The sequence below is a fragment of the Lutaonella thermophila genome, assembly GCF_055387725.1.
This window is the reverse complement of the sequence record NZ_AP043783.1, coordinates 975,329-989,284: the sequence shown is the minus strand read 5'-3', so window position 1 is coordinate 989,284 and position 13,956 is coordinate 975,329. Positions and strand designations below refer to the sequence as shown.

The 13,956-nt window shown below is 34.1% G+C and carries 9 protein-coding genes; 3 read left to right on the top strand and 6 right to left on the bottom strand.

Going from position 1 to position 13,956, the window contains the following annotated elements; translation table 11 throughout:
• Positions 1 to 6 precede the first annotated feature (6 nt).
• On the top strand, positions 7 to 2,028 hold the full coding sequence (locus ACZ5CF_RS04480) for a ComEC/Rec2 family competence protein (RefSeq protein ID WP_464580646.1): 2,022 nt from the start codon (positions 7 to 9) through the stop codon (positions 2,026 to 2,028).
• Positions 2,029 to 2,034: 6 nt separating this feature from the next.
• Here the strand turns inward: ACZ5CF_RS04480 and ACZ5CF_RS04475 are convergent, their stop codons facing one another.
• On the bottom strand, positions 2,035 to 3,630 hold the full coding sequence (locus tag ACZ5CF_RS04475) for a peptide MFS transporter (RefSeq protein WP_464580645.1): 1,596 nt from the start codon (positions 3,628 to 3,630) through the stop codon (positions 2,035 to 2,037).
• A 33-nt stretch (positions 3,631 to 3,663) separates the two neighbouring features.
• Complete coding sequence (locus tag ACZ5CF_RS04470) at positions 3,664 to 5,880, bottom strand: S9 family peptidase (RefSeq protein ID WP_464580644.1); 2,217 nt, start codon at positions 5,878 to 5,880, stop codon at positions 3,664 to 3,666.
• 171 nt (positions 5,881 to 6,051) lie between these two features.
• Between ACZ5CF_RS04470 and ACZ5CF_RS04465 the strand changes: the two genes are divergently transcribed.
• Positions 6,052 to 7,371 carry a hydroxymethylglutaryl-CoA reductase, degradative gene (locus tag ACZ5CF_RS04465; protein ID WP_464580643.1) on the top strand — a complete coding sequence of 440 codons (1,320 nt, stop codon included), beginning with the start codon at positions 6,052 to 6,054 and terminating at the stop codon, positions 7,369 to 7,371.
• Positions 7,371 to 8,285 carry a GYDIA family GHMP kinase gene (locus ACZ5CF_RS04460; protein WP_464580641.1) on the top strand — a complete coding sequence of 305 codons (915 nt, stop codon included), beginning with the start codon at positions 7,371 to 7,373 and terminating at the stop codon, positions 8,283 to 8,285. Before ACZ5CF_RS04465 ends, ACZ5CF_RS04460 begins: the two co-directional genes overlap by 1 nt.
• 52 nt (positions 8,286 to 8,337) lie before the next feature.
• Here ACZ5CF_RS04460 and ACZ5CF_RS04455 read toward each other — a convergent pair whose 3' ends face one another.
• From ACZ5CF_RS04455 to ACZ5CF_RS04440, 4 genes are all read right to left on the bottom strand, one after another.
• Complete coding sequence (locus ACZ5CF_RS04455) at positions 8,338 to 10,455, bottom strand: peptidylprolyl isomerase (RefSeq protein WP_464580640.1); 2,118 nt, start codon at positions 10,453 to 10,455, stop codon at positions 8,338 to 8,340.
• Positions 10,456 to 10,541: 86 nt separating this feature from the next.
• Positions 10,542 to 11,828, bottom strand: a complete 1,287-nt coding sequence (locus ACZ5CF_RS04450) for a hemolysin family protein (RefSeq protein ID WP_464580638.1) — start codon at positions 11,826 to 11,828, stop codon at positions 10,542 to 10,544.
• 196 nt (positions 11,829 to 12,024) lie between these two features.
• On the bottom strand, positions 12,025 to 12,582 hold the full coding sequence (gene lptC, locus ACZ5CF_RS04445) for an LPS export ABC transporter periplasmic protein LptC (protein ID WP_464580637.1): 558 nt from the start codon (positions 12,580 to 12,582) through the stop codon (positions 12,025 to 12,027).
• 1 nt (position 12,583) lies between these two features.
• On the bottom strand, positions 12,584 to 13,951 hold the full coding sequence (locus ACZ5CF_RS04440; RefSeq protein WP_464580636.1) for a hypothetical protein: 1,368 nt from the start codon (positions 13,949 to 13,951) through the stop codon (positions 12,584 to 12,586).
• Between the last annotated feature and the right edge of the window lie 5 nt (positions 13,952 to 13,956).

Here is a 13,956-nt window from a genome sequence, read left to right as displayed (position 1 = left end):
TTAAGTGTGAAAACACTTAACTTCCCGTTATTTAAACTCCTGATATCGCTTATAATTGGTATTCTACTTGGGTATTATTTAAATATAGCGTTAACAACTGCTTTTTTATTACTCTTAGTTTTTATTGTCTGTATTGTTGTTACAATTTTTGTTTTTAAGAGTGCTAATCGTGTTTTAGGCACTACACTTATTCTGTTGCTTTGCTTCTCTGCAGGTATTCTATCGCAAAGTATAAACAACCCTAAAAATTCAGAAAATCATTATTCTAAATATATAACCCAACAACCAAATACACTTTATTTAAAAATTAAAAAAATTGAAAAACCTACCATTTATCATCACAAATACTTAGCATCTGTATTAAAAGTAAACAACGCTCTTACCTCAGGCACTGTTTTATTGCTTGTAGAAAAAGATAGTACTTTAAAAAACTTTAGTGTAGACCAAGAAATTGTAACACTTAATAGGCTACATACAATTAACAGTCCTTTAAATCCGCATCAATTTAACTACAAAAACTATTTAGCAAAGCAGCACATTTATCATCAGCTTTATGCACACCCTAAATCAATATTCTTATTAAAAAATTCTAAAACAACCATTTTTGGTTTGGCACATAGCTTTAGGGAAAACATTATAAAATCTTTACAAAAAAATGGTTTTAAAAAACAAGAATTAGCCATTATTAAAGCGCTTTTACTTGGGCAAAGAGAAGACATATCTAAAGAAACCTATAACAACTATAAAAATGCAGGAGCACTACATATTTTGGCAGTTTCGGGATTACATATTGGTGTTATTTTGTTGCTGCTTAATTATTGTTTTAGTTTTCTTTTACGTTTTAAAAACGGAAGGGTTTTACGATTAATAATTGTAGTGCTCCTACTTTGGGCTTTTGCATTTATTGCAGGATTGTCTGCCTCGGTGATTAGGGCCGTAACCATGTTTTCTTTTATTGCTTACGCCTTTTATTTAAAAAGACAAACAAACATGTATAATGTGTTGGCGCTTTCTATGTTCTTTTTATTATTAGGAAAACCTATGCTTCTTTTTAATGTCGGGTTTCAATTAAGCTATGCAGCAGTATTTGCCATTATAACAATTCATCCCTTTTTGCTTAAACTTTGGTATCCGTCTAATTGGTTTTTAAAACGCTTTTGGGATGTAATGGGAGTTTCTATTGCGGCTCAAATTGGTGTATTACCCATAAGTTTATACTACTTTCATCAATTTCCTGGATTATTTTTCTTGAGTAATTTAATGCTTGTCCCTTTTTTAGGAATCATATTAGGATTTGGTATCATAATTATCTTTTTAGGAGCAATTAATTTACTGCCCGCCTTTTTAGCCAATACTTATTTACAAATTATTAAGGTAATGAATAACATTGTTGCTTGGATTGGCGATAAAGAAGATTTTGTTGTAAAACATATTTTCTTTAACGAGGTTTTAATGTTTTTACTGTTTTTAGTATTGTTAATGTTCTTTACTTGGGTTTCTACTAAAAAGTGGCGTTACGGTATATTATTTTTTGTTTCAATTATTTTATTACAAGCTACTTATATTTATACAAACTATTATACCTCTCAAGAAAACAGTATTATAGTTTTTCATGAAAATAAAACTAGTGTTATAGCACAACAAATCGGACAAAAATTAACAGTATTTACTAATCCTGAAAACCCAAATTACAACCATAATCCTATTGTAAATTTTACTACAGCCAAAAACATAAAAGAGGTGAGCTTTAATAACCCCAAGTTAGCTTACTTTAAAGACAATAAAACTATTTTAGTGATAGATAGTCTTGGTATTTATAATCTTAAAAACGTAAAGCCCAACATTGTTGTTTTAACGTTTTCACCTAAAATTCATCTTGATAGGCTAATACAAAAACTCCAACCAGAGCTTATTATAGCAGATGGCAGTAATTATAAAAGTTTTGTAAAGCGTTGGGAAGAAACGTGTATAAAACAAAAACTCCCTTTTTACTATACGGGTAAAAAGGGAGCTTATATAATACGCTAAACTTTTTTAGTGAATTCCGTGCATCTTTTTAATAAGCATTTTATTCATAGCAGCCATTACAATTGCAGCGAAAATTGGTACTAACGTAAATATTAAGAAGAAGGTAGCTATAGAGTATTCTTTAGTAATATCGTCTATAAAGCTTCCTGTTAAACCTCCTAATAAATTAGCAAAGAAATTGGCTAAGAACCAGATTCCAAACATTAATCCAACTAATTTAGCTGGTGCTAACTTACTAACATACGATAATCCGACCGGAGAAACACATAGCTCTCCCATAGTATGAAATAAATATGCCAGAACCAGCCATATCATACTAACCGATGCTACTTGTGCTCCTTTAGGAATATTCCATGCTCCGTATGATAATGCTGCAAAACCAATCCCTACAAGTAGTAACCCTAAAGCAAATTTCATTGGCCCTGAAGGGTTAAATTTAGTTTGCCATAGTTTAGAGAATAATGGCGCAAGGGTAATTATAAAGAGTGAATTTAGTACAGAGAACCATGAAGCAGGAACTTCTGTGTTTTCTACAGAAAACTCTCTTACAATCATCCAAATAACAATTCCCCAAATAATTACAAAGCTTGTGGCTAAAACGGCATTTGAAAGCGCAAATGCACTAAAAGTTTTTCTAAATAAAAGCCATAATACCCATGTTATAATTACCATCGGAACAATGGTTATTATGGTATTAATTATTTTAAACGTGTCGGCTGCTGTGCCTTCTAAAGCTCTATCTGTATAATCTCTTGCAAAAATAGTCATAGAACCTCCGGCCTGCTCAAATGCCCACCAGAAGAAAATAGTAAATAAAGCGAATATTGATATTACAAAAATTCTATCTCTTACAACTTTAGATTTTTTTGCTTCGTCTTTTACATCTTCTATATTATCTTCTATTTTATCTAATTGATCTTCTACAACATCATCTAAATCACCTTTCTTTTTTGGTTTAAGACCAATTGCGCCAAAAATATCTTGTGCAAAGTGAAACTGAAGCATTCCTAACAACATAAAAATACCAGCCAATCCAAAACCGTAATGCCACCCAACTTTTTCGCCAATGTAACCGCATAATAAAATTCCTAAGAAAGCGCCGGCATTAATTCCCATATAAAATATTGTGTACCCGGCATCTTTATCTTTATCTTCTGTTTTATAAAGTTTTCCAACGATTGATGAGATATTTGGCTTAAACAATCCGTTACCAAGAATTAGTAATAACAACCCAAGGTAAAAGAAAGCATCTACAAAAACTTCTAACGCCATAGATGCGTGCCCAAGTGTCATTAAAAAAGCACCAACAATTACAGCTTTTCTGTACCCAAGAATTTTATCGGCAATTAATCCTCCAAAAATCGGGGTTAAGTATACTAATCCGGTGTACCAGCCGTATAAAACAAGTGCTTCGCTTCGTTCCCATCCCCATCCGGGATTATCTCCTAATAAAGCAGTAGTTAAAAATAAAACTAGAAGCGCACGCATACCGTAGTAGCTAAAACGCTCCCACATTTCTGTAAAGAACAACACAAATAATCCAGATGGATGTCCTAATACTGTTCTTTGATTAATTTCAGATCCTCCGTACTTAAATTCCATAAGTTTCGTGTTTAGTTAGTATAGTTTGATGGTTTATCCTTTAATTTTTTCTGTTGTTTCTGGCTCTTTAACTTCTTCTTTTTTACCCAGATGCTCATGAATAAAATTTGTCATCTTGGTATATAACTGCAAACGTGTATTACCTCCGTAAATACCATGATTCTTGTCGGGATAAATAGCCATATCAAATTGTTTATTTGCTTGCACAAGTGCCTCTATCATTTGCATGGTATTTTGTACATGCACATTGTCATCGGCTGTACCATGAATTAACAAATATGCTCCTTTTAACTTATCAACATGGTTAATTGGCGAGTTATCATCATATCCTTCCGGATTTTCTTGTGGAGTTTGCATATAGCGCTCTGTATAAATAGTATCGTAAAAACGCCAGTTAGTAACCGGTGCTACTGCTATGGCCATACTAAATACATCATTCCCTTTTAAAATACAATTAGAAGACATGAATCCTCCGTAGCTCCAGCCCCAAATTCCGATTCTGCTTTCATCTATATAAGGTAATGCTCCTAATTGTTTTGCAGCAGCAATTTGATCTTCTACTTCGTATTTTCCTAATTGTTTATAGGTTACTTTTTTAAATTCTGCTCCTTTATAGCCGGTTCCTCTACCATCTACACAAACAACAATGTAGCCTTGTTGTGCCAGCATTTGATACCAATAATCGTTTGTTCCCATCCAACGATTGCTAACTTGCTGAGAGCCCGGACCACTATATTGGTACATAAATAACGGATACTTTTTATTAGGATCAAAATCTGCAGGCTTAATCATCCACATATTAAGTTCATTACCATTAACGGTTATGGTAGAGAACTCTTTAGGTGAAATTTTGTATTCAGAAAGCTTCTCTAACAACGCATTATTATTTACAATTTCTTTGAGCTTTTCACCATCTTTACCACTGTGTAAAGAGTAAGTATATGGCGTGGTTGCATTAGAGAAAGAATTAATAAAATAAGTATAATCTGCACTAAATGTTGCGTGGTTAGTTCCTACAGATGGTGTTAATAGTTTTTTGCCTTTTCCGTTAATACCAATAGTATAAACAGCTCTGTTAATAGAACCTTGTTCTGTAGATTGGTAGTATACTCTACCATTTTTGGGATTAAAACCATAAAAACTGGTTACTTCCCAAGGTCCTTTGGTTACTTGTCTAATTAACTCTCCCGTTTTACTAAAATGGTAAATATGGTTAAACCCATCTTTCTCGCTTGTCCATAAAAAGCTATTATCATTTAAAAATGTTAAGTTATCTGTAACATCTATGTATGCGTCGTCTTTTTCTTCCATTACGGTTTTAACTTCACCATTTAATGCGTTAACAAAAAGCAAACGCAAATGGTTTTGATGCCTGTTCATAACCTGAACGCTAAGGGTGTTGGCATCGTTGGTCCATTTTATTCTTGGAATATAGTATACCTCTCCTAAATCAATGTTGGTAGTTTTACCGGTTATAATATCATAGATATGAAGCGACACCTCTGCATTTTTTTCGCCGGCTTTAGGGTATTTAAAAGTTTGTTGTGTTGGGTACAAGCCATCCCCGTAAACATCCATAGAAAACTCCGGAACATCAGTTTCATCAAACCTAATAAACGCTATTTTAGAACCTTCTTTATTCCAATCAAAAGCTCTAACAAAGCCAAATTCTTCTTCATAAACCCAATCGGTAATTCCGTTTATGATTTTATTTTTTTCGCCATCCGACGTAATTTGAGTAGTAACTCCAGTAGTTAAATCTTTTACATAAAGGTTGTTTTCAAACCCGTAAGCTACATATTTAGCATCCGGAGAAAATGTTGGCTCTTGAATTTTATTTTCTGAAATTAACTGAAGCTGTTTTGTAGCTGTATCATAAACATAGTAAGTTCCTAATCTAGATCTTCTGTAGATAGGTGTTACGTTAGTTGCTAAAATTAATTTAGACTCGTCTTTACTGAAAGTGTATGATGTAAAATATTGTATTTCTTCTAAATCTTGCGATGAAACAATGGTACCAACTTTTTGCAGAGTACTGTAATCGTACTTATCTACAGAAGATGATCTTGTTTCTCTATCAAAATTTAAAACAGCATACTGTTTTCCATTTTTTAACGATCGGAGCACATCCATTCCTTCTGTTCTGAATGCGCCTCCCCAAATTTCTTCTAAATTGATTATTTTTTCTTGTGCGTACGAAGTATAGGTAACTAAAAACAATACCAAAAGAGTGCGTACAAATTGTTTCATATTACTTACAATTGAATTTTAAAACCGTCAAGTTTACTAAATAATTCACAAAAAATTAAACTTTTTTAGTTAAACCCCATCACAATGTTTTTTTGTCATCAAATATTTAGCCAAAGTAATATTGGTTATGTTAATTAGTATCTTTGCGCCTGTATTAATAATTATAAGCTCATGAAACCCGTTTCTGGTTTTTCTAAACTTACTAAAAAAGAGAAAATTAATTGGTTAGCCAATCACTATTTTTCTAATCCGGAGCATGGTATTGCTATTTTAAAAAAATATTGGAATAGCGATTTACAATTGCAAAAATTACACGATGAGTTTATAGAAAACACCCTAACCAATTTCTATTTGCCTTTTGGGGTAGCTCCAAATTTTTTAATAAACAACAAGCTTTACACCATTCCTATGGTAATAGAAGAAAGCTCTGTTGTGGCTGCAGCCAGTAAAGCTGCTAAATTTTGGCTTACTCGTGGCGGATTTAAAACTAAAGTAATCGGTACAGAAAAAATTGGTCAAGTACATTTTATATATAAAGGACGAAAAGAGGCTTTGCAAACATTTTTTAAGATATGTAAACCTGCTTTAATAGCAAATACCAAAGCCATTACTGCAAATATGAATAAGCGCGGTGGAGGTATTTTAGATATTGAACTTGTAGATAAAACTACTGAGTTAGAAAATTACTACCAGCTACATTGCACTTTTGAAACTTTAGATGCAATGGGAGCTAATTTTATTAACTCTTGTTTAGAGCAATTTGCCAAAACGTTTAAAGAACAAGCACAAAAGTTTGAAGATTTTACGGCAGATGAAAAAGAGTTGCAAATTGTTATGAGTATTCTCTCTAACTATGTGCCTAACTGTTTGGTTAGAGCAGAAGTTTCTTGTGAAATACCTGAGTTAAACGAAGATAAAAATATTACTCCGGAAGCTTTTGCCGAAAAATTTGTACAAGCTGTAAATATTGCAAAAGCAGAACCCTACAGAGCCGTTACCCACAACAAAGGAATAATGAACGGCATAGATGCCGTAATTTTAGCTACCGGTAACGATTTTAGAGCTGTAGAAGCCGGTGTTCATGCATATGCTGCTAAATCCGGCAAGTACTCTAGTTTAACACATGCAGAAATAGTAAATAACACGTTTAAATTCTGGATTGAAGTACCTCTGGCTTTGGGTACTGTTGGCGGACTTACAAGTTTACATCCTTTAGTAAAAATTGCATTAGACATTTTACAAAATCCATCAGCCAAAGATTTAATGCAAATTGTTGCTGTTGCCGGATTGGCTCAAAACTTTGCTGCTGTTAGATCGTTAATTACAACCGGAATACAACAAGGGCACATGAAAATGCACTTGCTTAATATTTTAAACCAGCTTCAGGCAACACAAGACGAAAAAGAGCAGGTAATTAATTATTTTAAAGATAAAACTGTTACCCACAGCGAAGTTGTTGCTACTTTACAAAAACTTAGAGCTAAGGTATAATGGCACAGCAATTTTATAGCAACGGAAAACTTTTACTTACTGGAGAGTATGTTGTGTTAGATGGAGCTAAAGCATTGGCACTACCCACAAAACCGGGGCAAAGCCTAACTGTGCAGTATAATGATTCGGGTAAACTTATCTGGGAAAGCTTAGACGAAAACAACAACCCTTGGTTTTCAGAAGCTTTTACTTTAAGCGCTGTTTTTGATGACGGAATAAATACAACTAACAGCATTACATTTAGGTTAATTTGTATTTTAAAAGCAGCCAAAAAGCTTAACCCTGAGTTTTTAACTAATTGTAATGGTGTTAAAGTTACTACAAAGCTTACCTTCCCAAGACTTTGGGGGCTTGGCACCTCTTCTACTCTTATACACAATGTTTCTTTATGGGCAAATGTAAATCCGTATAAATTATTGCGAGAAACCTTTAAAGGCAGTGGTTATGATATTGCTTGTGCCAAGCACAATACCCCAATATTGTATTCACTACAAAATGGTAATCCTACCATAACACCCATAAATTTTAAACCACAATTTTCCAATCAGCTTTTCTTTGTATATCTAAACAAAAAGCAAAGTAGCAAAGACGCTATAGCACATTACAAAACCATTCAGTCTGACGATAAAAAAGAGCTTATTAAGCAAATTTCTGCACTAACAAATACCATTGCTACTACATCATCTATAAACACCTTTAAAGAGGCTATAAATGAGCACGAAAACTTACTTGCCAGTTACTTGAAACTAGAAAAAGTTAAAGACCTTTTTTTTAGTGATTACCCCGGAAGCATAAAAAGTTTAGGTGCCTGGGGAGGCGATTTTGTGCTGGCTACCGGTAACGAGTTTACTCCAATGTATTTTGCCAAAAAAGGGTTTGATGTTGTTATCCCTTTTAACGAATTAATACTATAAAAAAAGCCCCTGCTAAAACAGAGGCTTTTTCGGTTTGGGTTAGTCTATTTTATTAGTAAAAATCTGCTCTATTATCTTCTATCTCTGCAGCTTCACGTAATGCATTGTAAACGGCAGTATTAACTCTTCCTTGGTTTTGAATTTCTACTGATTTAGCATAAGTTAAGTAGTTATCTAATTCTGGTGCCGGAGTTTTTTTAGTAACCTGAATAATATATACCCCGTTTTCTCCTTCTATTAAATCAGACGTTGCTCCTTCTGCTAAACCGAATGCAGTACCAACTACTTTAGGCTCTCTACCGGCTCCAGGAATTGTTGGCGTTTTCATGGTTAAAGCAGATGCTGTACTTACTGCTACATTATTATCTTTAGCAAAGTTTTCTAAAGATTTTCCTTTGTTTTTCTCTATTATTAAAGCAGCTTTCTTTTGCTTGCGTAATATTGGTAATACACGTGCAGATGCATCTTCTACACTTGCTAAACCTTCCTTGGTTTTAGATACTAATTGTACAATTGCGTAGCCGTTGTTTACATTAAAACGCTTTACCTCACCAACTTCTGTGTTTTCATCAAAAGCCCATTGTACAATACCTCTTTGGTTTGGCAGTCCTGGTAAGTTTTCATCTAAAGGTCTAACTTTATTTACCGGGCGTACCACATAATTGTTTTCTTTAGCAAGCTCAGAGAAGTTCTTTTCTGCAGCTTCCATTTCAAATTTAGTTGCTTCGGTAAACAAACTGTTTATAGTTTCTTCAGATGGTTCAATTCTTCTGGCCAATGTAGCAATTTGTACACCAGGGTATGTTGCATCTACTTTTATTACGTGGAAACCAAAATCTGTTTCAACAACATCAATTGCTCCAACCGGCTTACTAAAAATAAAATCATTAAAAGGCTTTACCATTTGCCCTTCCGGAATAAAATCGTACGTTCCCCCTCTGTTTTTAGAGCCCGGATCGTCTGAAAACTCATTAGCTAACGCTGCAAATTTATCCGGATTGCTCTTAAGTTCTTTTGCTAATTCTTGTGCTTTAGCACGAGCTTCTTCTTTAGTGCGCTCAGTCTCTGCGCTGGCACGTTCTGCTCCTTTATAAGCCAATAAAATATGACTGGCCTTAACTGCAGCACGCTCTTTTTTATCTAACATTCTGGTGATTTTAAAGAAGCCTGCATCTTTGTAAGGACCGTAAATTTCTCCTTTGTTAAGGTTAAAAATAGAGTCGGCGTGCTCGTTTGGTAAGTTCTGACGAGTTATATATGCCGAGTTATATTTTATGTCTGAATGTTTAGACAAGAAAGCCTCAACATCTGTTACCGTTTTAAATCCGGCAAGCGTATCGGTTGTACCGGTTGTACTGTTGTACTCTACTGAGTTTTCTAAAAGGGATACAATACTGTTTTTAGCTTCGTTTTCATCTTCTAAAGATGGCTTCTCTTCAAAATAAACGTATTGAATGTTTCTTGAAGCTTCTTCTTTAAACTCGTCTTTATGCTCTTTTATATATTTCTCTATCTCTGATTTGCTTACTGTAATTGTACTATCAGGGATGCTAGTGTAAGGTACTCTCGCAAATTTAATATCTACCTTATCATTTTCCATTTTATAGGCTAGCTCTCCATCTTTTAACGTTGCTCCCACCCCTGCTCTTATAAGGTTAAAATACATTTGCTCTTTTGCGTTTTGTATAAGCGCTTCTTCTTGCAATGTCCAGCCTTGATATGCAACAGGATTGTTTGCTTTTAAATCGGCAATAAACTCTATAAATTTTTGCTCATCAAATAATCCTGCTTCATTTTGAAAAGTAGGATCTTGTGTAAATGCCGGATTATTTTTTATGATGCTAACTATTTGATCTTTTCCAACGTTTATACCAAGATCTTCTATTTGTTGTGATAATAAAACTTGTCTAACTTCTTGGTTCCAAACGGTGTTTACAATTTGGGTTGTAGATACGTTTGTACCAAAACGTCTGGCACTGTTTTCTACCTTTTGCACAAACTCATCACGAGAAATTTTAACTCCGTTAATCTCTCCAACAGTAGTGCCTGCTTTAGGTCCGCTAAAGCTGTTTTTGTTAATTACGTCTCCAATAACAAAAGCAAATAATGCTAATCCGATAATAAGGATTAAAAATAATGATCGTTTTCTGATGCTTTCAAGAACTGCCATCTGTACGTTTTTTATAAAATTCAGTGGGCGAAAATACCATTTTCTACCCAATAATAAAAGTGGTTTAAAAGATAAAATAGCGTGGTTTAGTCTCGCTCTATAATTTTAAGCTGTACAGTATCTATTTTAGTGTTAGATACCTCTAAAATTTTAAACTGATAGTTATCTATGTCAATTACATCGTCTTTTTCGGGAATTTGCGCAGTATGGCTCATTATAAATCCGCCTAACGTTTCGTAGTTTTCACTTTCCGGAATTTCTAATTTGTATTCTTCGTTTAAGTAATCTACCTCTAATCTGGCCGAAAAATTGTATTCTGTTTCGCTTATTTGTTCTTCTAACAACTCTGTGTAATCGTGCTCGTCTTCTATTTCTCCAAAAAGCTCTTCTATAATATCTTCTACTGTAATCATCCCCGATGTACCTCCGTACTCATCTAACACAATAGCAATGCTTTTTCGTTTTTTTGTTAGCGCATTAAGTACATCGCTTATTAACATTGTTTCCGGAACAAATTCTACCGGTTTTAGTACGCTTTTTATGGTTTTGGGTTTTTTAAACATATCAAAAGAATGTACGTACCCAATTATATCATCTACGGTATCCTTGTAGACCATTATTTTAGAATAGCCTGTATCAGAAAAGCGTTTTGTTAAATTTTTGGGGGTTTCGTGAAGTTCTACAGCTTCTATTTCTGTTCTCGGAATCATTACTTCTCTGGCCTTAACTTCAGAGAATTCTAATGCGTTCTGAAATATCTGAATTTCTGAATCTACATCATCGTCTTCATCTACTGCCTCCATCTGTTCTGAGATATAATCGCCCAACTCTACTTTTGTAAATGCTAACTGAACTTGGTCTCCGTTTGTTTTAAAGAGCTTTTTTAAAACCACATCAGACACCCAGATTACAAACTCAGATATTACACTAAACAACAGGTAAAATAAATAGGCCGGTAAGGCAAAAAACTTTAAAAGTGTATTGGCATAAATCTGAAAAAAAACCTTTGGCAAAAACTCTGCTGTTACTAAAATTATTAGTGTAGATATAACTGTTTGGCTAAGCAGCCTAAACTCTGTTAAAAGCAAACTTACAAACTCATATTGCGGTGTAAGTGTGTTAAACCAATTAATAAGCAAATCGCCCATGTAAAACCCATAGACTACCAAAGCTATGTTGTTACCTATTAGCATGGTAGCAATAAATTTTGAAGGCTTTTTGGTTAAACGCCTAAGAATATTGGCCCAAAAACCATCTTGCTTTTTTTCTATTTCTATGTGAATTTTATTAGCAGAGACATAAGCAATCTCCATGCCCGAGAAAAAAGCCGATAACAATAGGCTTATAATGATAATAACGACGGAGTAGTCCATTATTTATTTTTTTCTCGCTCTTGAAACTTTTTGTAGTAATGTCTTTTAAAGAAGAAAAGAAACAGAGAGCCTACGGCCAAAAAAATGAAAATGTATGCGCGTTGGCGATCAGCGTTCCAGAGTCTGAAAACTTCTACTACCGATAAAATTGCGATTACTATATACGCAACACTAAATGTTTTAAAATATTTCATAGTTATTGCTCTTCTATTATTGCAGTACCAGAATTTCTGTGCGAATTTACGCGTGTAAACTCTTTATTAAAATCTATTCCTACTCCAGACATATTTAAATCCGGACTTGTATAAATATAGTTTTTTTCGGTGAAAATCCACTCGTTTTTTTGATCCCAATACAATTGGTTTGCATGAAGTTCTTTACCGTCGTGAGTCTTTAAAATTACATTCCCTTCTAGATTCACCAAATTTGTAGCGTTATATATAATTCCGTAGTCGGCCGTAACGGTACTTTTATTGTTTTGGTCATCAAAAAAGTCTACTTGCAAACCCTCGGGAAATTCTTGATATGGAAAACTCTGATTTGAAAAATCTTTGTTTAACGGACTTTTAAGTATTGCTTTTACCTTACCGGAATCTGTATATGTTAAGGTAAAGTTTTGAGCCACCCCTGCCGGAAACTTTTTAGTTTGCGATAACTGTTGCAGCTCTTTATAATTATTTTGACAAGAAAAAAGCGTTGTCACTATAGCAATAGTGACAACGCCTGCTCTTATGTTTTTAAAGAGATGATTCATATTAGAGGTTAGGAACCTTTACGCTACCGCCTACCCAACAGTTAAACGTAATGGTTTTTCCGGCCATACCAGCCTGGAAAATATCGGCTCTACTAGGTGCTCTTTGCTCGTAGCTATTAGCTGTTGCTTTTGCAGTACCGGCAATAGATGGGTCTACACGAGCTGCTTTTCTAGCCATTTCTGCTGCTTTCCAGTAAATAGCTCTCTTCTCAAAAGGAGTTGAGCCACACTCGTTTGCACTGCTTGCATAAAGGTTAGCAATTAACAAATATGCTTTACCCATAGACGGGTTAAGGTTAATTGCTTTTTGAGCATAATTTCTGGCAGAAGATTTTGCTCCTCTACGCTTTTGAGAAACTGCAATTCTGTAAAGAATTTGAGATTTCTCGTAGTTATCTGTTTCTAACTCTACCGCTCTGTTGTAATGTCCTAGAGCACCTTTAGAGTCTCCGGCTTTTTCTTTAAGAATTCCTAAGTAAAACTCTGAATTAGCCGATGGCTCTAATGCATTCTGCGCCTCTACTAATTTAACAAACAATGGGTCGTCTGTACATTCTTTAGCAAACATTCTACCTACGGCACGCTTAACCCATTTTAAATCACCTTTTTTAGCATCAAAATTCTTTTGGTATAGCGGTATTAAGTTTTCGCAGTTTGCTAATTCACCCAATTTACCATCTATACTTTCTGATATTTTACCAAATGCTTCTGAGTTTACAGTTGCATATCTAAGCTTTCTTTTTTGCTTAGAGTTTAAATTAGCTTCGTCTAAGTCTGCAAACTCATTTAATACTTTAGAAAGCTTCTTGTTTTCTTCGTCTATACGCTCTGTAACATCATCGTAAGTATCAAAAACAGCTTGTAAATCTTTTTTACCTGCTTTATATAAATCTACTAGTGTAGAGAAGTATAAGTATAAAGCTTTAGGGTTTTTAAAGTTCTTACGATCTTCGTTAAATGCTTTATCAAGTACGTTAAAAAGCTCTTCGTCAGAACCTAATTTTTCATCGTACATTAAAATAGCTTTATCAGATAGTACGCTAGCTAAAGTAAATTTATCTTTAAAATATTGGTGAGACTTGTCATAAATCTCCATTAATAAAGTAATACTAGCTTGTTTATCTACACCTTTTTTAATACGGTCTTTTAAGATTTTTTTTCCATCTACATAGGTTGCCGCATGAAGATCCGGACAGTTATCGTATACCATTTTCCATGGGGTGTATGCTGCATCGTAATTTTTAACTTTTACATGCTGATGGAATATTGATAAATTTTGCATACACTCCGGGTTTTGTGCTTGTTGAGCACTCGCATAACCAACAGCCATTAATACGCTAACCGCCAATACGTAAAATTTCTTTTTCATCTCTT

What these genes read in the sequence shown, in the direction of transcription:
- lptC (WP_464580637.1), bottom strand. Translation starts at nt 12,582, where the DNA reads ATGAATCATCTCTTTAAAAACATAAGAGCAGGCGTTGTCACTATTGCT.
- ACZ5CF_RS04450 (WP_464580638.1), bottom strand. Translation starts at nt 11,828, where the DNA reads ATGGACTACTCCGTCGTTATTATCATTATAAGCCTATTGTTATCGGCT.
- ACZ5CF_RS04475 (WP_464580645.1), bottom strand. Translation starts at nt 3,630, where the DNA reads ATGGAATTTAAGTACGGAGGATCTGAAATTAATCAAAGAACAGTATTA.
- ACZ5CF_RS04465 (WP_464580643.1), top strand. Translation starts at nt 6,052, where the DNA reads ATGAAACCCGTTTCTGGTTTTTCTAAACTTACTAAAAAAGAGAAAATT.
- ACZ5CF_RS04470 (WP_464580644.1), bottom strand. Translation starts at nt 5,880, where the DNA reads ATGAAACAATTTGTACGCACTCTTTTGGTATTGTTTTTAGTTACCTAT.
- ACZ5CF_RS04455 (WP_464580640.1), bottom strand. Translation starts at nt 10,455, where the DNA reads ATGGCAGTTCTTGAAAGCATCAGAAAACGATCATTATTTTTAATCCTT.
- ACZ5CF_RS04440 (WP_464580636.1), bottom strand. Translation starts at nt 13,951, where the DNA reads ATGAAAAAGAAATTTTACGTATTGGCGGTTAGCGTATTAATGGCTGTT.
- ACZ5CF_RS04460 (WP_464580641.1), top strand. Translation starts at nt 7,371, where the DNA reads ATGGCACAGCAATTTTATAGCAACGGAAAACTTTTACTTACTGGAGAG.